The following is a 19,596-nucleotide window of genomic DNA, read 5'->3' as shown; positions in this document are numbered from 1 at the left end:
GCATGCTGCGCTCGCGATCGGCCTCGTCATCCCCGCCTTCGCGGGGATGACTACGGGTGTTTCAACCGAGGAAAATCAGGCTCCGACAAGGGTGACCCGCGCGTCAGACGCTGGCGGGAGGGATCATCCGCATGACCGGCGAGAGCTGGCGGCGCCATAGCGCGGCGCGGCGCTGGCGTTCGTCCAGTCCCTCGATCATGCCCAATGCTTCACCGCGATCGATGCCGCTGCGTTCGCACAGGAAGGGATGGCGCGGCGGGCTGGCGAAATAGCTGAAGAACAGCGCGGCCCGGTCGCGCGCGGTGGCGGGCTTGCCGCGATGGAAGAAGCGCGCGGTGTCGCAGAACACCACGGTGCCCTTCGGGCCGGTGCAGCTTACCATGTCGTCGATGTAGTCCGGCCCCAGCCGCGCCTTGAGCAGCGGATCTTCGCCGAATTCGTAGCGGTAGCCGTCGATGTCGTTGCGTATGGTGTCCTGCCGGGCGATGCACTGGAAGGGCCCGCCTTCCTCATCGACGTCGTGGAGATAGATCGCGACCTTGAGCATGCGCCGGTCCTCCCGGTCGCGGTGCCACTTGCGGGTGGCGACCTCCTGCCCGTCGGCGACGGTGTAATTGATCGCGACGCCGTCGTAGGCGACCGGCAGGCCGATGTAGCTCTCGACGATGTCGAGCAGGCGTTCGTGCAGGCCGAGGCGGTAGATGTCGGGGTTGCGCACGATCTCGGCGGGCGGAACGATGATGAACTGCCTGCCCCCGGCGGCCAGCGCACGGGCTTCGGGGGCGAAGTCGCTGGACAGAGCCCATGCCGTCTCGACCACCTCGGCGGCGCCGTGGATTTTCAGCGCGTCTAGCGTGGTCACGCAAACGCCCTTGCGGTTGAGCTGCGCGACGATGTCGTTGCCGATGGCGTCGAGATCCGGCAGGCGGCGGGCATGGCGGCTTACGGCGGCCCGGTGTCGCTTGCCCAGCCAGAGGCGCAGGCGCTTTTCGTTGAGCACCGCAAGCGCCGTCTGCGAGGGAAGGTCGCGCAGCCATCGGGCGCGCGCTTTCAGCTTCAGGATCGTCATTGCATCCTCCGGTATGGGGCGGTGTGCGGCCGCGTCAGGCCTGCCTGGAGCCGCTCTTGTAGTACCCGTAATCGACCCGCCTCGCGGTCTGCGAGATGGACCGGTTGAGCACGGTGCCGATGATCGGCGTCGGGCTGACGGCTTGCATGATCTCCTGAAGGGCGGCCTTGGCGGTGCGGCCTTCTTCCGCGACGATCAGGATGCCATCGACATTGCGGGCGATCAGCGCGAGGTCGTCGCTGAGGATCGCGGGCGGCGTGTCGATGATGCAGATCGTCCCGCTGTCGATCGAGTGCCGGTTGTGCAGCGCCAGCGCCAGTGCGTTGGAGGCGAGCAGTGCCTCGGCATCGTCGCGCGCGCTACGGACGCGGTGGACGGTAAGGTCGAGCCCCTCGATCCGCGCCTGCGTGGCGCTCCAGGGACACTCACCGGCAAGGTAGTCCTCCACTCCCGCATAGTCGTCCGGCAGGCCCAGCCGCTCGCCCAGGGCAGGGCGGCGGAGGTCCAGCTCGACGAGGACGGTGGGATGAATGCGTGCCATGGCCATGGCGAGGTTGAGGGTGATGTGCGTCTTGCCGTTGCCGGGCTCGGCCGAGGTCACCGCGAAGACGCGGGTGCCAGTGGCGCGGGCGTGGTCGAGCAAGGCCGAGCGGATCATCGTGAAGGGACGCAGCTCGTTGCTCGGCGGGGCGAGGCCGACGATGTGGTTGTCGGCCAGGTGCGCGGCATCGGGCGTGAAGGTGATGCCGGCGACGGCGGGGACTTCGATGCCGCCTTGCGGAATGAATGGCACTTCGGCGTTCATGGGCCTGCTCCCGTTATGACTGGCTTAGGCTGGCGAATAGGCTGCGGCATGCGCCCGGCCCGGCAGCCAGCGTGCGAGCCGATCGAGAAAAGTGGGTGTGCGGCTGGTGGCGACGGCTCCGAACAGCGGGGCGCGGACGGCGCGGCGCAGGCTTTCGGTGCCGTGGATCGTGCCGGTCAGCATCTCGCGGCCGATGATCAGGACGAGGCCCATGACGAACCCGGCGGCGATGCCCATCAGCACGACCATCCAGCCCTTCTGGCCGAGCGGGTGCAGCGGCAGGTTGGGCGCATCGACCACGGTGAAGCGCTCGCCCTTGTCCTCCGACTGGAGGTTGGCGGCGACTTGCGCGTCGAGCTGCTTTTCGCGCAGGGAGTCGTACTGGCGCTTGATGTTGTCGTACTCGCGCTCGATCGTGTTGAGTTCGTAGGCCGATTGCGGTGCCTGCGCGACGCGGGCGTCGATGTCGGCCATCGTGCGCACCAGTTCCGCGCGGCGGGCGGCGAGGGTGGAGATGCGCTCGCGCCCGGCGGCGATCTCGGCCTCGATCAGCGTCTCGCCCCGGCCCGGTTCCCGCGCGACCAGGGCGCGCTGACGTGCCACTTCGGCGCGGGCGGCGATCACGTCGGGGAAATTTTCCGAATGGGTGGAAAGCAGTGCGGAGAGGCGTTCCTCGGCGCGTTGCATCCCTTCGATGCCGGGCGGGGTGCGCTCCAGTTCCTGCTGGCGGGCGGCGAGCAGGCTGGACTGCTGCACCAGTCCCTGCGTCTCGGCATCGGTGCGCGAGATTTCCGCGCGCATCGCCGAACTCGACTGCGAACTGAGCGCGACGTCGGTGGGCAGGGAACCGGCATAGCGGGCCTGCACGCCGCGGCGCTTCTCGGCAAGGTCGCGCAGCTGGCGGCGCAGTTCGTCGGAGCGCTTGGCGAGGAAGGCGGCGGTTCCGGTGGCCTGCTCGGTGCGGAAGCGCTTGTCCTCGACGAGGAACATCTTGGTCAGCTGCTCGGTCACCGCCTGCGCGGTGCGGGCATCGCGGTAGTCGAAGGTGAGGTTGAAGGCGATCGTGCCGCCGCGTCCCTGCGCCTGGTTGGCGGCGACGAGGTTCACCCCGATCTTCGTGCGCATGATCTCGAGCAGTTTGGGATAGTCCATCGCCGCGCGCTCGCTGGGATAAAGCCGGTTCTGCTCGATCAGTCGCGTCAGGCTGTCGCGGCTGACGATCTGCTGGCGGATCTTGGCGATGCGCTCGTCCGCCACTTCGGTGATGGGCGAGGAGATCAGGCTCTGCGGGATCTGCGGGGAATCGATCAGCAACGTCGCATAGGACCGGTAGACCGGCTCTCGCATCACCACCGAGCCCGCCGCTGCGGCGGCTCCGAGCAGGGTCGGCGCGATCAGCCAGCGCCACCGGCGACGCAGCATGGCCAGGATCTCGACCGGGTATATGCCGAGGGAGTCGGTATCGCCCACGATGGATGCCGGCGGCGAAACGGGCGCAGATGTCTGGGTCGTGCTGTTCATCGGCTGGGTATCCGGAAGGTGACGCCGGCCCGGATCGTCCAGGACTTCTGCGTCTGGGTGGTCATGCCGGTGCGGCGGTCATAGTCCGCGCCGATGTGAAGGCGAAAGCGGTCGTCGAGGCGGTGCTCGTAAGTCGTGGACAGGCGCACGATCTTCGCGTCCGATCCGAAGGTGGGACTGGGAACCGAGCGATACTCGCCGCTCGCGCTCAGCCTGCCGCGATCGCTGGTCTGGAAGTCGAAGGTGGTGGTCAGCACCTTCTCGCGCTGGATGCCGCCGAAACTGGTGACGACCGGCGAGATGCGGCCCTCGATGCACACCCGCAGACGGCGCGGATCGTAGCATACGGACAGGGCGGTGGTGAGCTGGAACGGGTTGTTCTCGTTCGGCCGTCCCGGTTCGCGCCGGGTGATCTTCGAGACGCCCGTTTCGGCCTGGATCGACAGGTTCGGCGCGATGCGCGAACCGGCCTTGAGGACGAAGATCGCCGAATCCGATTCCGATCGGTCCGCCGACTTGCTGAACGTCGCCATACCGCCGAGGCCGACCCAGGAGGTGCCCGAAAGCCTGCGCTCCAGGCCGAGGCCGAAGCTGGTGGCGTCGGTCCGGCGCAGCAGCAGCGAACCTTGCGGCGACAACCGGCTCCACGCCGCCTCGCCGCTGACCGTCATGTACTGGTCGGGACGCCAGCGCATGCTCTGCTTGAGTTCGTAGCGTTCCTGCAGGCTCACCGGGTCGATCGCGGCATCGATCGAGCCGGTGCCGCCTTCCAGCGGAAGGAGGCGCTCGAAGCCGCCCTCGGTGCGGGCCGAAAAGCGCTCGCTGCCGCGATAGTCGATCGCCGTCCGGGCGTACCCCGTGACGAAATCCCCGTACCGACGGCTGTAGCGGCGATAGGCGAGCTTGCCGTCCAGATCGAGCGTGGTCTTGGGATCGATCCTGACCCCCGCGCTGCCTTGCGCGGAGACTTCGCCGCCCGAGGTCATCTTGCGGTCGTCCGTGGTGAGGAACGGGTTGCGCCCCGTGAACCCCGTCATGTCGAATTCGATGTAGGGCGGCTGCTCCTGCGCGGCCGCATCGGTGGAAGCGAGCCCCAGCGTCGACGGGGCGACGGCCAGGAGGAGCAGGGTGCCACGACGTACCGCCGTCACGGGATCAGCAGGACGTCGCCGCTCTGGAGCGTCGGCAGCGGGGTGCCGAGGGCACCGGAATTGAGCGAGCGGGCGCCCTTCAGCAGCTTGCTCAGCTGGATGCGCTCCACCACCTGGCCATTGCGGGTCTGGCGCAGGATCACCGCGCTGCCGGTATCGGCGAACTCGGCGGTGCCGCCGGCCATGCTGAGCGCCTGCAGGATGTTCGGGACCGAGCGGCTGGTGTAGCTGCCGGGCGTGCGGACTTTGCCAAGCACGTAGAAGCGCGTGCCGTCGGTCTCGCGCACGGTCACCGTCACGTCGGGCGGTGCGGCCGTGTAATTGAGCGCGATGCGGCCGCGGATCTCGTCGGCGATGTCGGTGACGTTGCGGCCGTCGGCGCGGATCGTTCCCGCCAGCGGGAAGGCGAACGTGCCGTCCGGCTGGACCAGAACCTGGCGCTGCATGCGCTCCTCGCCCCAGACGAATACGTCGAGCTGGTCGCCCGCCTTCACCTTGTAGCGCGTGGCCGAGGCGGCGTCGGGCATCGCGGCGGCGGACTGGGCGCCGGATACGGCGGGCGCGATCGCCGGACTGGCAGGGCTGCCAGCCTTGACCTGCGCTGCGACCGGGTGGACCGCAAGGCCCAGGGCGATCAGCGAAGCGGCCGCCGCAACGGCTCGGATCGACCGGCGCGCGGTGCGCGACCGATGTGAATCGTTCGATTGAAGCATGTCTACCCCCACAGCCGACATCGAATGCCGGTCTGTCGAAAAGCTAACCCCATGCGGTACTTGCCGAAAATTCTCCCATTGGAGGGCGTGCTTATCCGTGGGGAGAAACCCGCATCGGCTCGTCGCGCACACCTTGCGGATATTTCCCAGGGGGATTTTCGGCAGGCGGAATGGGCCTCTCCCTTCACCCTGCGCAGTTGCTCGGGAAGACCACGGCGCAGGGCGGCGGCATAATCGCGTGTGGGGAGGTACGCTCTATGTCGCTTGAACACCTGAACATCACCGGCCTTGAAATTCCTGCGCCCGCACTGGCACCCGCCCTGGGTCTGCCGCTGCCGGATGTGCTCGATCTCGATGCCGGGCATGAGGCTGCCGATCGCGGAGCGCACCGCGACGATGTCGAATTCCTCGACCTCGACTTCACGCCGATCGACCTGCCGACGGCGATGGACGCGGTGTGCAAGCGGCCGCCCACGGCGCCCTTCACCTATATCGTCACGCCCAACGTCGATCATGTCGTGCGGCTGCTGCGGCGGCGTTCGGACTTGTGGCCCGCGTACCGCGACGCGTGGATGACCTTGTGCGACAGCCGCATCCTCGCCCGCCTGGCGCGCGGTGACGGCCGCGAGCTTCCGGTGGTGACGGGCAGCGACCTGACGCTGCGCCTGTTCGAGCAGGGCATAGCCCCCGACGACGCCGTCGCGATCCTGGGCGGCAGCGAGGCCACCGTGGCGCGGATCAAGGATCTCTACGGGCTGCGCAACGTGCGGCACTACAACCCGCCGATGGGCTTCATCAAGGACCCGCGCGAGACGGCGCGGGCGGTGCGCTTCCTTGTCGAGGCGAAGGCGCGCTATTCCTTCCTCGCCGTCGGCTCGCCGCAGCAGGAGATCATCGCGCGGCGCGTCTCGAAAGCGCGCGGCGGGCAGGGCATCGGCTTCTGCATCGGCGCCAGCCTCGAATTCCTGTCCGGCGAGCAGGAGCGTGCGCCGGTGGTCATCCAGCAGATGTCGATGGAGTGGGCCTTCCGGCTCTGCTCCAACCCGCAGCGGCTCTGGCGGCGCTATCTGATCGAGGGGCCGCAAATCTTCCGTATCCACCAGATGTGGCGCAGCAGCCGGGCTCCGGGCCCGGCGCGAACGCCGCTGCACGCATAGGCGCGGGGCATGATCCGGGGGCGAATCATGAACCGCATGGCACTGGCGATGCTGGTCGGAGGGGCGGCATCGCTGTCCGCGCTGCTCTACGTCGGAGGGGCGTGGCAGGCGGCCGGGGGCACCGAACTGCGGTCGGTCCGGGTCGCGCCCGCGCCGGAAACGACCATCGGAATCAACCTGTTCACGCTGCACTGGTACAACCGCCAGCAGGCCTTCGCGAACATGATCGCGCAAAGCGAATGGTTCCAGTCGCGCGGAGAGGGCTGGAGTCCGATGCCTGCAGGCCAGCTCGACGCGCTGGGGTGGGTGAAACAGCTCGAGCCGGGCCAGAGCGCGACGCGGCTGCTTGTCATGCCCGCCGCGCCGTTCCGGCCGGTCGAAGTGCGCTGCACTTTCCTGGGCACCGGCCAGCTTGAAGCCGACGGCGTGGTCGAAGTGACCGGGCGCGGGCCGCACAGCCTCGACCTGAAACTCTCGCCGACCGGCCAGGAGAACGAGATGGCGTGGATCGAGCTTACCCGCACCGACCCGCGCGATCCGGTGCGCGACATCGACTGCCGCAAGGCAGGCACGCCCGCCAGCGTCCGCTTCGACCCCGAGTTCGTGAACTTCGTGTCGGGCTTCGGGGTGCTGCGCTTCATGGACTGGCAGCGCACCAACGACAACTTGCGCCTGACCTGGAGCCAGCGGGCACTCCCGCAAACCTCTTCGCAGTCCGGGCCTGCGGGCGCCTCGGTGGAGGACATGGTGGACCTTGCCAACACGGTCCACGCCGACGCCTGGTTCACCCTGCCTTTCCACGCCGACGAGGCCTACGTGCGCAGCTTCGCGCAGCTCGTCCACCAGCGGCTCGATCCGGGCAGCCGGGTCTACGTCGAACTGGGCAACGAGGTCTGGAACGACATGTTCGACGCGACCAAGGATGCCGAGCGCGAGGGGCTGGCGCGGGGGCTGGGCGACGGCAACGCGACGCGCGCCGCGATGGAGCGCTACGCCGAGCGGGTGACCGAGACGATGCGGATCTGGACGCAGGTGTTCGCCGACAGGCCCGGCGCGCTCGTGCGGGTCGCCGCGACGCAGAACGCCAATGCCGGTCTTGCGCGCATGATTCTGGGCTTTCGCGATACCGCCGACTGGGTCGATGCCCTGGCGACCGCGCCTTATGTGTGGATGGACATGGACGCTTACCATGCCGGCGATACCGACCGCGTCTTCGCGGCGATGCCCGCCGCGATCGAGAAGTCGCTCGACATGGCGGGTGAGCAGCGCGAGATCGCCGCGCAGTACGGCAAGCGCTACATCACGTACGAAGCCGGGCAGCACCTCGTCACGCCCGATCTGGCGCTTGCCCGGTCGGTGCAGCGCGATCCGCGCATGGGGCAGGCCTATGCCCGCTATCTTACCGAGTGGCGCGACCGCTTCGGCGACACGATGATGCTCTATGCATCGACCGCGCCGATCTCCGAATACGGCTCGTGGGGCCTGCGCGAATACGGCGGCCAGCCGATCGCCGAGGCGCCCAAGTATCAGGCCGTGCACCGCTTCCTGGAGGCAAGCCATTGAACCGACAGAATTCGTCAGCGATGCCGCTCATCGTGGTGGCCATGCTGGTCACGGCCGCCATCCTGTTCGTCGTCGCCAAGCCGGGATTCTACGGCGCCGTTTGCAGCACGGCAGGCGTGCTCTGGTTCCTGCGATGCCTGCGTGCGCCTCTGCGCGAGGAGATGGCGGTGAAGGCGGTGCTCATCACCTTCTTCATGCCCGCCGTCGCCTGGCTGCTGCCGAACGTGTGGATGCTCTACTTCGTCATGCTGATGTGGGTTCCGCTGTTCGCCCGTCGGTCGGAAGAGATCGCGGGGGTCTATCTGTACAGCCTGATGCTGCTCCCCAGTCTCGACCAGGCGGTCGAGCTGGCCGGCATTAAGCTGTTCGACATCAGCGTGCACGACATGCTGGCCTTGGGCGCGGTCATCGCGATCGTCATCGCGCCCGGCAAGGCGCGGATCGGGCGCGGCGATGACATGCGCGTCGCCGTGGTTCTGCTCGTCATGGTCTTTGCATCCGCCCGCGAGACGAGCCTTACGCACTTCCTGCGCACGACGATCAACATCGGTTTCGATTACGGCATGCCGTACTTCATCCTCAGCCGGGGTTTCAGGGATCTCGCCTCGATGCGCACGGGGATGTGCTGGTTCGCCTGCTCCGGCATCGCGATTTCAGGCGTGCTCGTATTCGAGATGGTGCAGAACTGGCCGATGTACAACGAATTGTACTGGCATTACGACGTGCCCAAGCTGCTTGCGGTCAAAGTGCGCGGTGCCTTCATGCGACCGGGCGGACCGTTCAACGAGCCGACCTCGATCGCGCTGGTCATGACCTTGTGCATGCTTGCCTTGTGGCTCATTCGCGACGATTTCCGGACCCGGATGCGCCATGGTCTGCTCTGCGCGGCCCTGTTCCTCGGCCTTTCTGCGCCGCAGTCGCGCAATGCCTGGGTGGCGCTGGGCATCGCGGTCCTGCTCGCCGACATGTTCCTCGGTCGCTGGAGCGCGCTCGTCCGCAAGGCCGCGCCGACGGCGGCGGCGCTGACGCTGATCTTCGCTGCGGCCAGCATCTACCCGTCCTTCTCCGACTCCCTCGGCCTGTCGGGCCAGGCGAGCGAGACCGGCGAATATCGCCGCGCCCTCTTCGATCGCGGCGTGCAGGAGTTCTGGGACAGCCCGATCGTCGGCTTTTCCCGTGATCAGCTCGAAGTGCGCCTGAACGACATGCGCCAGGGAGAGGGCATCATCGACTACGTGAACTCGTACCTGTGGTTCGCGCTCGTTTCGGGGGTCATCGGGCTGGCAGCCTTCGTGTGGAATTTCACGGCCCCGCTCTCGTACTTGTGGCGCATGCGCCGCGCCGAGATCGCGACGGGGACGGCGGTGCCGGCGGCTTTCGTGTTCGGCAGCCTCGCCGCGCTGGCGGCAACGCTGTTCTTCACGTTTTTCGCCACCCGCATGGCCTACCTGACGATCGGCTTCATGGGCTTCGCCGCCGCCATCCGGGCCATCAGCCGGACTTATGCCGCGCAGCAGGCGGAGGAAGAGTACCAGCAGACGCTGCGGCAGCGGCCCGCGCCGGGTGTGCGGCAGGCGACCGCGCAGCCGGGATTGGCATCGGCGTAAACCTGACCTTGCCTCGATCGAAACCAGCGCTAGTCATTCCCGCGAAAGCGGGAACCCATCTGAAAGCCGTGCAACAGGCAATGTCAGGAGATGGGTTCTCGCCTTCGCGGGAATGACGACGATACAAATGAACAAGGATGCGCCATGTCGGACCCGATAACGGCGGCGGGTCGTCAGGCCCCGGAGATCGCCGGCTTGCCCGCTCGCGGCCTTACCGGATGGCTTCCCGCCATGGCATTGGCCGGGCCGAGATGGCGGCGGATGACTTCGCTGCGGTGTTCGAAGACGTGCTCGTCGGTAAACGGCGCGCCGTCGCGCGATGCCTTGACGATCAGGTCCGAGAGCCGGGGGCGGTCCGCGTCCAGCCGGGCCAGTTCCCCGGCCAGCGCGGCCCTGTCGCCCATCGGCACGAGCACGCCCGCGCCGTGGACGGAGATGAGGTCCGCCGGATAAGTGCTGCCGTAGCCGACGATCGGACAGCCGGACGCCAGCGCCTCGATCAGGCAGCGCGGCGATTCCGGCGTCAGGTGGCAGAACAGGAAAGCATGGGCGCCGCGCAGTTCTTCGAGGATCGCGGTGCGATCGGTCACGAAGCCGGGCATCTCGACACGCGCTTCCAGCCCGGCGGCGGCGATGCGGGCGAGCATCGCGGGCCGTTCCGATCCGTCGCCCAGCCAGCGGGCGCGGAAGTCCACGCCCGTCGCGGCAAGGCGCTCCAGCACCTCGATCCAGTCGAGCGGGCCTTTCATCGGATCGGCTCGCCCGGTGTAGACCAGCCGCAGCGGCCCTTCACCCGCCTGCGCGACCTTGACGGCGAGGCGATCCGCGGTGATGTGGTCGCCGGGCGCGATGTGGATGTCGTGGACCACCTCCGCCGGGCCTGTGGCGAAGGGCGCGTAAGTCTCGTAAGTCTCCCGCCCGTGGAACAGGCCGAGCGAGGCGCGGCGGATCACCGCGCGCTCCAGCAGCGCCATCGGCCGGTGAGTCAGCCGGGCGCGCAGACGCTCCTTCCAGGGGCCGCTCGCCGACGATTTGCGGACGACTTCGGATTCCACGCGGTCGGTCCACACGGCGAAGGGGCGGCCCATGTCGTGGGCTGCGAAACCGGCAACCGCGCCCCAGTCCCCGAACAGGCCGCCGATCGCGAAGCTGAGCCACTGCGCCTCGGCGATCAGCCTGCGGATATGGCGACGCGTCGCCGGCAGATGACGCAGGAACTGGTCCGGCCGGTAGGCCATCGGCAGCATCTCGAAGCGGACCCGGTCCAGCTTGCCGCCGGTGTCGGAAACCGGCACCCAGCCCGCAGGAACCGGCTCCGGGCTCAGCGGCATCATGACGATGACGCGCGCGAAGTTGGCGGCCCACAGCCGCAGACCGTTCACCGCCTGCGCCTCGACGAAGAGATCGCCCGCCGCATCGCGGTGCAGCGGCACCGGCGCATAGATCAGCAGCGTGTCGTTGTCGGGAATGTCGCTCATGTCAGGAACGGGCCCAGCACGAGATTGGCCCCCACTCCGAGAAGCGCGCCGACGAGCCCGGCGCCGAGGAACAGTCCCTCCTGCCACAAGTCCAGCAGGTTCACCTGCCACATGCGCCACCACTTCAGCCCCAGCGCCGCGCCTTCGATGGTGCCCACCGTCACGACCAGCCCGATCTGTCCCCACAGGAGATAGCCTGCGGTTCCCATCACGATCAGCCACGCGAGCTTGGCGAGGTTGGCTTCGAAATAGGCGCTGACCCGGCCGGTCGCGATCAGGCTTTCGTTCGCCGCGTTGGAGGGCATCGCCAGCAGCGAGGAGATGCACAGGATCTGCATGTAGAATGCCGTCTCGGCGTAGATGGAGTGGTAGAACAGACCGATGATGAGCGGCGCACTGCCGATGATCCCGCCGGTCGCGGCGGCGTAGAGGATGGAAGGCAGTCTTCGCCGGGCATAGAACTGCGCCTTCAGGTCGCTCGCGCCTTCGCGCCACAGCGCGGCATAGGCAGGCAGCAGCACGCGGCTGGTGTAGTTGCCCGCGAAGGCCAGCGGCGCGGAGGCGAGGTTGCCAGCAAGGACGTAGAACCCGAACTGGTCCAGCGGCATGAACTTGGCCAGCACCAGCTTGTCGCACTGGGTGACCATCAGGTAGATGATGCTCGATCCCGTGACGTAGCGGGAGAACGCCCAAAGCGCCTTCAGCGTCTCGCGCTCCAGCCCGAAGGCGCGCCGGGCGTCGGGGAACACCACAAAGCTCAGCAGCGACTTCAGCCCGGTGCCGATGAACATGCCGCCCAGGATCGCCCAGTAGGTCGGCCAGGCCCATGCCAGCAGCGCGCTCGCCGCGATCTGCATCATCAGCGCGAAGAGTTCGACGCCCGACAGCCGCAGGATGCGGCCGCTGCGCAGCGCCGTGATCATGCTGGTCGATGCGAGGCCGTCCACCAGGAACAGCAGCGAGGCGGCGGCGATCAGCGGGGCCAGTTCGGGCCTGCCGAGGACATGCGCCATCGGCACCGCCAGCAGCGCCATGATCGCCGTGAGGAGCAGCGAACGGAGCACCGCCACCGTCCACACCGTGTCGAGGAAGCGCTTGCGGTCGCCGTCCTTCTGCCGGACGATGAAGCCCTGGAAGCCGAAGTCGCTGAGCAAGGCGATGGTCAACTGCAGCGAGGCGATGACGCCCGATATGCCGAACACCTCCGGTGCCAGCAGCCGGGTGAGGATCATGCTGCTCACCGCCCGCAGCAGGTTCGTGACCACCACCGAGGCGACGACGACGTTGGTGTCCCGCAGAGCCGCGCCGCGCAGTCGGCTCATCAGGCCGGGGCGGAGCGGCGCCCATCCGGCGCTCGGGGCCTGCGCGGTCATTGTGTCGCGCTTCCGGGCGTCACGCGTCCGGTCATCATGCGCGCAAACGGCAGCCGACGATGTGAGCAGAGCCCGATGTGCACGCAGCAACTCTCCTTGAAAATCCGCAATGAAGCTTCGGGCTCAAGTCTATTGGCCGGGGCAGTCCGGTGTCGATCATGAGAACTTCCAAGGGAGTTTCAGGGCTGCCCGGCCCCTCGGCGGCTCCTTATCCTCGACCCCGGTGAAGCTGGCGCCGTGGGGCGCGAGAGGGGGAAGCGGATGGATGTGCTTGCGCTCGCCGATCGCATGGCGCTTGGCTCTGCATGGTGGATGGCGGTCGCGGCGGGGTTGCCGACGGCGATGCTGGCGCTCGAATGCCTCGTCGGTGCACGGCGTGGACCTTCGGTGGAGAGCGGGAAGGCGCCGTCCTTCATCGTCGTCATGCCCGCCCACGACGAAGCCGCCGGGATCGAAGCTAGCGCCCGCGCGGCTCTGGCGCAGCTGCGCGGCGGTGACGAACTGCTGGTGGTCGCCGACAACTGTTCCGACGATACGGCGGCAAGAGCACGCGCGCTGGGCGCGACGGTGATCGAACGCCGCGATCCGGACCTTCGCGGCAAGGGCCATGCGCTGGACTACGCCCGCGCCTTCATCGCCGAGCATCGTCCGGACTGCGGCGCGGTAATCGTGCTCGATGCCGATTGCCGGGCGATGCCGGGCTCCCTGACGACGCTGGCGGAGACGGCGGCGCGGCGCGATGCCGCCGTGCAGGGCATCTTCCTGCTTGCCGCCCCGCGCGATGCGGGCGCGGTCGTACGGGTTTCCAGCTTCGCCTTCCTCGTCAAGAACCTCGTGCGGCTGCAGGGGCTGGCCCGCCTGTCCGGCATGGCGCTGCTGCAGGGTTCGGGCATGGCCTTTCCGCGCGCGATGTACCTGGAAATGCGCTGGCCCGGCGGCTCTCTGGTCGAGGACCTGGAGATGGGTCTCGACCTGCTGCTCACGGGCAGGCGCGTGGTCGTCGAGCCCGGCGCCCGCATCCTGAGCGCCACCAGTTCGGTCGAGGGCACAAGCAGCCAGCGCCGCCGCTGGGAGCACGGCATGATGCAGACCGCCTGGCGCTACGTGCCCAGACTGCTGGCGCGCGCGGTACGGCGCCCGGCGCTGGCGGTGGTGGCGCTGGACCTCATGGTGCCGCCGACCGTGCTGCTGGCGCTCTGCTCGGCGGCCGCTCTGGGGATCGTGCTCGCGCTGGCGGGACCGACGGCGCCGTTCCTGACCTTGCTGGCGGCTCAGGTCGCGGCGGCGCTCGGCGTGTCGCTCGCATGGTGGCATCACGGGCGCGACGCGCTGCCGTGGTCGTCCTTGCGCGAACTGCCGGGCTACTTCGTCTGGAAGCTGCCGCTGATCGCCCAGTTCGTGACCCGGCGCGAGCGGGAGTGGACCCGCACGGAGCGTTTACCGTGACGCCAGTAGGCTTCGTCATCATCGGCCGCAACGAAGGCGCGCGCCTGACCTTGTGCATCGACAGCGTCACGCGGACCGGACAGCGTGTGGTCTACGTAGATTCCGGCTCGACCGACGGCAGCGTGGAGCGGGTCAGGGCACGGGGGCTGCCGGTGGTGGAACTCGACCCGGCCCTCCCCTTCACGGCGGCGCGGGCGCGCAATGCCGGGTGGCACTGGCATTTGGAAAGCGATCCACAGCTGGAACTCGTCCACTTCATCGACGGCGATTGCGAACTGATCCCCGGCTGGCTCGAAAAAGCGCGAACCGTGATGCTGGCCGACCAGCAACTCGCCGCCGTCTGCGGCCGCAGGCGCGAGAAGGCTCCGGACGCCAGCCGCTACAACCGGCTGTGCGAGGCCGAGTGGAACACGCCGATCGGCCTTGCCGAAAGCGTCGGCGGCGACGCCCTTTTCCGCGTCGCGGCGCTGCGCCAGGTCAACGGCTACGACGAGACCCTGATCGCCGGGGAGGAGCCGGACATGTGCCATCGCATGCGGCGGCGCGGCTGGCTCATTCGCCGGATCGAGGGCGACATGACCATCCACGACGCGGCGATGATGCGCTTTGGCCAGTGGTGGCAGCGCAACCGACGCAGCGGCTATGCGACGGCGGAGGCACTGGCGATGCGCGGCGCGCAGGACCCTGAAGCGGGGCGCGACTTGCGCCGCAAGGTCCTGAGCAACGTGGTCTGGTCGCTGCCGCCGCTATGGCTGCTCTGGCCCGTGCTCTGGCTGCGCATCCGGGCGCGCAAGGACCCGCTTCAGGCGACCTGGCTGATCCTGGGCAAGTTGCCGCATCTGCAGGGCCAGATCGATTACTGGCGCCGCCGCAAGTCCCGGCACATCACGGCGCGGCCCGCCCGTCTGATCGAGTATAAGTAATTCGCTCCCTAAAACACCCAAGTAACCACCCATGGTGAAAACAGGGGCGGGGTTTGGGACATAGTTTTCCAAATTCAGCCCCAATACAGTCGGTATCGACTTGGGGGAAATCATTCAGGCGTGGGGCATCACATGGCGTCTTTCGACGACTTCACCGGCAACGGGCAATCGCCTGTTGGTTCGGGCATGAGCAGCATTCTGGTCGGCAACGAAACGCTGCTCGCGGAATGCGGCAGGCTGCTCCTCGATCGCGGGCACCGGATCGCCGCTGTCGTGGCGGCGCCGATGTCTCCCGCCGCCGACTGGGCGCGCCGTCAGGGTATTACGCTGTTCGAGAAACCGCGCGCCCTGTTGGCGGCCGAAATCGGCAGCGTCGACTACGTCTTCAGCATCTCCAACCTCGCCGTCCTTCCGGCCGAAGTTCTGGCGCTGGCTTCGCGCGCGGCGATCAACTTCCATGACGGGCCGCTGCCCGAACTGGCAGGCCTCAACACCCCGGTCTGGGCGCTGCTGGACGGAGCGCCGCGCCACGGAGTGACCTGGCACCTGATGACCGGCGCGGTGGACGAAGGCGCGATCCTCGCCGCCGAACGCTTCGACATCGCCAAAGAGGAAACCGCGCTGTCGCTCAACACCCGCTGCTTCGAGGCGGGCCTGCGCTGCTTCGAAGGGCTCGTCGCCGATCTGGGCGGCGCGGTCGCAGCGGCCGTCCGGCAGGACCGCGCGCCCGATCGCATGGTCGGCCGCGCCGACCGCCCGCAGGCGGCCGCCACCATCGATTGGAGCCGCTCGGCCGAGGAGATCGCCCGCTTCGTCCGCGCGCTCGACTTCGGCGCTTACGCCAACCCGATGGGCGCTCCAAAGGCGCTCTTGGACGAGCATCTGTTGCTGGTACAGCAGGTCACGCCGCTCGCCAGTGCATCGGGCCGCGCACCGGGCACTATCCTCGTCTCCGGCCCGACACCTGTGGTCGCGACCGGTGATCTGGACATGCGGATCGATCGCCTCGCCACGCTTTCGGGCGAAGTGTTGAGTGGTGCGCAGGTCGGTGAACTGCTCATCGGGGCGGGCGGATTCACCGTGATCGACGATACGCGCCGTGATCAGCTGGACGGCCTCGATGCCGCCGCCGGACGCTACGAGGCATGGTGGCGCCGCCGCCTGCAGCAGCGCGAGAGCCTGCAACTGCCGCAGTTCACGCCGCGCGTCGGTGACGGGCCTGCGCAGTCCTTCGTGCTTGACCGCGCCTTGCCGCAGGGGCTGGGTACTGGCGAGGCTTTGGCCGCTCTGGTCGCGTGGCTGGCGCGCGCTGCAGACCGCGCGAGCGTCGAGATCGGGTACTGCGACTGTGTCAGCCGCGCGCGACTGGACGATGTGGCGGGCTGGTTCGCGCCAGAAATGCCGCTCAAGGTTGCGGTCGATTTCAGCGCTCCCATCGCCGCCTTGCGCGATGCGCTGGAGCGCGAAGTGGCCGGGATGCACCGCCGCGTGGCCATTTCCGCCGACCTCATCGCCCGCAGCCCGGAACTGCGCGGGCGGACCGGCTTCGACCACCCTGTCAGCATACAGGTCGTGAAGCGCCTCGACGAAGCGCGCGCCAGCGACGCCGTACTCGACATCGCCGTCTGCGCCTCCGAAGGCACGCTGCGTTGGACTTGCGACGGCACCCGTCTCGCCCGCGCCGATGCCGAGGACCTTGTGCGCGGCTTCGAGGCGATGTGCGCAGGTGCCTCCGATGCGCCGGTCGGCAGCCTGTCGCTGCTCGAGCCCGAGGAACATGCGCGGATCGTCGGCGCCTGGAATGCGACCGAAGGCCCGTTCCTCACCGGCCCCGCCTGGTATCACCATTTCGCCGAACAGGCGGCGCGCACGCCGGAAAAGCCGGCGGTGACCGCCCTCGGCACCTCGCTGACTTACGCTCAGCTCAATGCGCTTTCCAACCGCATCGCCCGTGACCTTGCCGCGCGCGGCGTAGGGCCGGAGGTTCTCGTCGGGCTGCACCTGTCGCGCTCTGTCGAGATGCTCGCCTGCCTTATCGGCGTGCACAAGGCGGGGGGTGCCTACGTGCCGCTCGACCCGTCCTATCCGCGAGATCGCATCGCGCACATGGTGGCGGATTCGGGCCTCGGCCTGATCCTCAGCGAGACCGCGCTGGCGGGCGATCTGCCGCAGACGGACGCGCCGATCCTGCACGTCGATACCATGCGCGAGGTCTTCGCCGCATGCCCGTCCGATCCGTTCGACGGCGGCGCAGAAGGCGCGAATCTCGCCTACATGATCTACACCTCGGGCTCGACCGGCTTGCCCAAGGGCGTCATGGTCGAGCACCGTAACCTGCTGAATTTCTACGCGGGAATGGACCGCAAGATCGCGCCGGACGGGACGTGGCTGGCGGTCACCAGCCTCAGTTTCGACATCTCGACGCTGGAACTGATGTGGCCGCTGATGCACGGCTACCACATCGTCATCGCCAGCGAGCGCGAAGTGCGCGGCGATGTGCCGGAAGTGGCGGCCGCCGATGCCCGCCCGGTCGGTTTCAGCCTGTTCTACTTCGCCAGTTCCAGCGCGGGCAGCGCGGCCGAGCAGTACAACCTGCTGCTGGAAGGCGCCCGTTTCGCCGATGCCGAGGGCTTCGAGGCGATCTGGACGCCGGAGCGACATTTCCATGACTTTGGAGGGCCTTACCCGAATCCCGCCGTCGCCGCAGCGGCGATCGCGGCGATCACGTCGCGGGTGCAGATCCGTGCCGGCAGCGTGGTCGGGACCTTGCACCACCCTCTTCGCATCGCCGAGGAGTGGGCGCTGGTCGACAACTTGTCCGGCGGGCGCGTGGGTATTGCTTTCGCGTCCGGCTGGCAGCCGGACGATTTCGTCCTGAATCCAGGGGCTTATGCCGATCGCGCGGGCGTTCTCAAGCGCTGTGTCGAGGATGTCCGGGGCCTCTGGCGGGGCGAGGCGCGGGCTTATCCGGGGCCGCTGGGGCACGATGTTTCGGTGCGCACGTACCCGCGTCCGGTCCAGCCGGAGCTGCCGGTCTGGATAACTTCTGCTGGAAATTCAGAGACTTTCCGCGAGGCAGGGCGCGTCGGCGCCAATGTGCTGACGCACCTGCTGGGGCAGTCGATCGAGGAGGTGGCGACCAAGATCGCCGCCTATCGTAGCGCCTGGCACGAGGCCGGGCATTCGGGAGAGGGGCGCATCACCTTGATGTTGCACACTTTTCTTGGAGAAAGCGAAGATGCGGTGCGCGCGGCCGTCAAGCCTGCGCTCATCGAGTACCTGCGCACCTCGACCAATCTGCTCAAGCAGTACGCCTGGTCGTTCCCGGCTTTCAAGACGCCGCAAGGTGCTGAAAGACTGGAGCTTTCCGACATTTCCGAGGAAGAGACCGACGCCCTGCTCGACCATGCCTTCGAGCGCTACTTCGAGACCAGCGGCTTGTTCGGCACGCCTGAGGACAACGTCGGACTGGTCCACCGCCTGTCGGCGATCGGCGTCGACGAGATCGGCTGCCTTGTCGATTTTGGCGTGGATTCCCAGACGGTTATCGAACATTTGCCGCAAATCGCGCAGTTGCGCACACTGGCACTCAACGGCACTCAACGGGACCATAACGCCGCAGAACGCCCGCTTCACGAGCTGATGGCGCGCCACGGGGTGACGCACCTGCAGTGTACGCCGTCCCTGCTTCAGGTGCTCGCGAGCGACCCGGCTGCCCGCCCGCGCCTGCAGGCGCTCCAGCACCTCATGGTCGGCGGCGAGGCGTTCCCGCCGCAGCTGGCGACCGACATGACCGGCCTCGTTTCCGGCACCGTCATGAACATGTACGGGCCGACCGAGACGACCGTATGGTCCGCGGTCCACGCGCTCGACGAAGGGGGCGCGCCGCCGCTCGGCAGGCCGCTGCTCAACCAGCAGATCTACATCCTCGACCGGCGACTGCAGCCGGTGCGGCAGGGCACGCCGGGCGAGCTGGTCATTGGCGGCGCGGGGGTCGTGCGCGGCTACCACGACCGGCCCGAGCTGACCGCCGAACGCTTCGTCGCCGACCCGTTCAATCCGGGCGCGCGCGTCTACCGCACCGGCGACCTCGCCCGCCAGCGCGAGGACGGGACGCTCGAATTCCTCGGCCGCCTCGACCATCAGGTGAAGATCCGCGGCTACCGCATCGAACTGGGCGAGATCGAGGCCGCGCTCACCGCGCACCCCGAGGTTACCGAGGCCGTCGTGGTCGCCCGCAAGGAAGGCGCCGCCACCCGCCTCGTCGCCTACCTCGCCCCGCGCACCGGGGCCCCGGCGGTCGAGGACTTGCGCGCGCATCTGCGGGAGCGGCTGCCCGACTTCATGGTGCCCGGCAACTTCGTCCTGCTCGAAGCCCTGCCGCGCACGCCCAACGGCAAGATCGACCGCAATGCCCTGCCCGAGCCGGTCAGCGTGGTCGTCGACAACATGGATGACAGCGCCGCCCCGGCGACCGGCGTGGAGGCCCAGATCCAGGCGATCTGGTGCGACGTGCTCAAGCTGCCGCAAGTGCGCCTGACGGAGAACTTCTTCGACATCGGCGGCCACTCGCTGCTCGCCATCCAGGTCCACCGCCGCTTGTCCGCCGAACTCACGCAGCCGGTCGCGCTGACCGACATCTTCCGCTTCCCGACCATCGCCGCGCTCGGCGCGCACTTGTCGGGCGGGCAGGACGATGCCGCCGCGCTCGCCGGTCAGAACCGCGCCGAAATGCGCAATCAGGCACGCAATCGTCGCGCTACCGCCCGCATCGGCGTGAGGGTCTAAAC

Annotated in this window: 13 protein-coding genes; 6 read left to right on the top strand and 7 right to left on the bottom strand. The window is 68.1% G+C overall.

Translation table 11 applies throughout. The features are described 5' to 3' along the window. Window positions 1-103: 103 nt before the first annotated feature. From ACYPYD_RS07100 to ACYPYD_RS07080, 5 genes are read right to left on the bottom strand one after another with little or no spacing between them, the layout of a single operon-like run. Complete coding sequence (locus ACYPYD_RS07100; RefSeq protein WP_459662607.1) at window positions 104-1,069, bottom strand: phytanoyl-CoA dioxygenase family protein; 966 nt, start codon at window positions 1,067-1,069, stop codon at window positions 104-106. Between the two features lie 34 nt (window positions 1,070-1,103). Beyond that, complete coding sequence (locus ACYPYD_RS07095; RefSeq protein WP_459662606.1) at window positions 1,104-1,874, bottom strand: CpsD/CapB family tyrosine-protein kinase; 771 nt, start codon at window positions 1,872-1,874, stop codon at window positions 1,104-1,106. A gap of 24 nt (window positions 1,875-1,898) precedes the next feature. Further along, window positions 1,899-3,395: a GumC family protein gene (locus tag ACYPYD_RS07090; RefSeq protein ID WP_008828314.1), complete on the bottom strand. Its 1,497-nt coding sequence runs from the start codon at window positions 3,393-3,395 to the stop codon at window positions 1,899-1,901. Then, window positions 3,392-4,546 carry a hypothetical protein gene (locus ACYPYD_RS07085; RefSeq protein ID WP_172704933.1) on the bottom strand — a complete coding sequence of 385 codons (1,155 nt, stop codon included), beginning with the start codon at window positions 4,544-4,546 and terminating at the stop codon, window positions 3,392-3,394. The genes ACYPYD_RS07090 and ACYPYD_RS07085 overlap by 4 nt, the downstream gene beginning before the upstream one ends. Then, window positions 4,543-5,259 (bottom strand): polysaccharide biosynthesis/export family protein, encoded by a 717-nt coding sequence (locus tag ACYPYD_RS07080; RefSeq protein WP_248005707.1) that lies wholly within the window; start codon window positions 5,257-5,259, stop codon window positions 4,543-4,545. The genes ACYPYD_RS07085 and ACYPYD_RS07080 overlap by 4 nt, the downstream gene beginning before the upstream one ends. A 257-nt stretch (window positions 5,260-5,516) precedes the next feature. Here ACYPYD_RS07080 and ACYPYD_RS07075 point away from each other — a divergent pair, with 257 nt between their 5' ends. Genes ACYPYD_RS07075 through ACYPYD_RS07065 form a run of 3 tightly spaced genes read left to right on the top strand, consistent with a single transcriptional unit; the run spans window position 5,517 to window position 9,586 of the window. Then, complete coding sequence (locus tag ACYPYD_RS07075) at window positions 5,517-6,416, top strand: WecB/TagA/CpsF family glycosyltransferase (protein ID WP_459662605.1); 900 nt, start codon at window positions 5,517-5,519, stop codon at window positions 6,414-6,416. A gap of 27 nt (window positions 6,417-6,443) precedes the next feature. Then, window positions 6,444-7,979 carry a hypothetical protein gene (locus tag ACYPYD_RS07070; protein ID WP_459662604.1) on the top strand — a complete coding sequence of 512 codons (1,536 nt, stop codon included), beginning with the start codon at window positions 6,444-6,446 and terminating at the stop codon, window positions 7,977-7,979. 20 nt (window positions 7,980-7,999) lie between these two features. Continuing rightward, window positions 8,000-9,586: an O-antigen ligase family protein gene (locus tag ACYPYD_RS07065; protein WP_459662603.1), complete on the top strand. Its 1,587-nt coding sequence runs from the start codon at window positions 8,000-8,002 to the stop codon at window positions 9,584-9,586. A gap of 173 nt (window positions 9,587-9,759) precedes the next feature. On the opposite strand, the gene ACYPYD_RS07060 is transcribed toward ACYPYD_RS07065, so the two are convergent. Together ACYPYD_RS07060 and ACYPYD_RS07055 are read right to left on the bottom strand one after the other, a co-directional pair. Next, complete coding sequence (locus ACYPYD_RS07060) at window positions 9,760-11,064, bottom strand: glycosyltransferase (protein ID WP_459662602.1); 1,305 nt, start codon at window positions 11,062-11,064, stop codon at window positions 9,760-9,762. After that, window positions 11,061-12,437 carry an oligosaccharide flippase family protein gene (locus ACYPYD_RS07055; protein ID WP_008830605.1) on the bottom strand — a complete coding sequence of 459 codons (1,377 nt, stop codon included), beginning with the start codon at window positions 12,435-12,437 and terminating at the stop codon, window positions 11,061-11,063. The genes ACYPYD_RS07060 and ACYPYD_RS07055 overlap by 4 nt, the downstream gene beginning before the upstream one ends. Before the next feature lie 261 nt (window positions 12,438-12,698). Between ACYPYD_RS07055 and ACYPYD_RS07050 the strand changes: the two genes are divergently transcribed. The 3 genes from ACYPYD_RS07050 to ACYPYD_RS07040 all read left to right on the top strand — a co-directional run bounded on the left by ACYPYD_RS07050 (window position 12,699) and on the right by ACYPYD_RS07040 (window position 19,594). Next, complete coding sequence (locus tag ACYPYD_RS07050) at window positions 12,699-13,883, top strand: glycosyltransferase family 2 protein (protein ID WP_459662601.1); 1,185 nt, start codon at window positions 12,699-12,701, stop codon at window positions 13,881-13,883. Next, window positions 13,880-14,806, top strand: a complete 927-nt coding sequence (locus ACYPYD_RS07045) for a glycosyltransferase family 2 protein (protein ID WP_459662600.1) — start codon at window positions 13,880-13,882, stop codon at window positions 14,804-14,806. The genes ACYPYD_RS07050 and ACYPYD_RS07045 overlap by 4 nt, the downstream gene beginning before the upstream one ends. A gap of 132 nt (window positions 14,807-14,938) precedes the next feature. Beyond that, the gene (locus tag ACYPYD_RS07040) at window positions 14,939-19,594 is read left to right on the top strand and encodes a MupA/Atu3671 family FMN-dependent luciferase-like monooxygenase (protein ID WP_459662599.1); all 4,656 of its coding nucleotides are present in this window, start codon (window positions 14,939-14,941) and stop codon (window positions 19,592-19,594) included. Window positions 19,595-19,596 lie beyond the last annotated feature (2 nt).

The sequence above is a fragment of the Novosphingobium sp. 11B genome (assembly GCF_054589055.1).
This window is presented reverse-complemented; position numbering and strand designations above follow the sequence as displayed.

Bases quoted from the DNA above. Each gene is read 5' to 3' on its own strand.
- ACYPYD_RS07055 (WP_008830605.1), bottom strand. From the start codon at position 12,437: ATGACCGCGCAGGCCCCGAGCGCCGGATGGGCGCCGCTCCGCCCCGGC.
- ACYPYD_RS07075 (WP_459662605.1), top strand. From the start codon at position 5,517: ATGTCGCTTGAACACCTGAACATCACCGGCCTTGAAATTCCTGCGCCC.
- ACYPYD_RS07040 (WP_459662599.1), top strand. From the start codon at position 14,939: ATGGCGTCTTTCGACGACTTCACCGGCAACGGGCAATCGCCTGTTGGT.
- ACYPYD_RS07070 (WP_459662604.1), top strand. From the start codon at position 6,444: ATGAACCGCATGGCACTGGCGATGCTGGTCGGAGGGGCGGCATCGCTG.
- ACYPYD_RS07090 (WP_008828314.1), bottom strand. From the start codon at position 3,395: ATGAACAGCACGACCCAGACATCTGCGCCCGTTTCGCCGCCGGCATCC.
- ACYPYD_RS07095 (WP_459662606.1), bottom strand. From the start codon at position 1,874: ATGAACGCCGAAGTGCCATTCATTCCGCAAGGCGGCATCGAAGTCCCC.
- ACYPYD_RS07050 (WP_459662601.1), top strand. From the start codon at position 12,699: ATGGATGTGCTTGCGCTCGCCGATCGCATGGCGCTTGGCTCTGCATGG.
- ACYPYD_RS07065 (WP_459662603.1), top strand. From the start codon at position 8,000: ATGCCGCTCATCGTGGTGGCCATGCTGGTCACGGCCGCCATCCTGTTC.
- ACYPYD_RS07100 (WP_459662607.1), bottom strand. From the start codon at position 1,069: ATGACGATCCTGAAGCTGAAAGCGCGCGCCCGATGGCTGCGCGACCTT.
- ACYPYD_RS07080 (WP_248005707.1), bottom strand. From the start codon at position 5,259: ATGCTTCAATCGAACGATTCACATCGGTCGCGCACCGCGCGCCGGTCG.
- ACYPYD_RS07060 (WP_459662602.1), bottom strand. From the start codon at position 11,064: ATGAGCGACATTCCCGACAACGACACGCTGCTGATCTATGCGCCGGTG.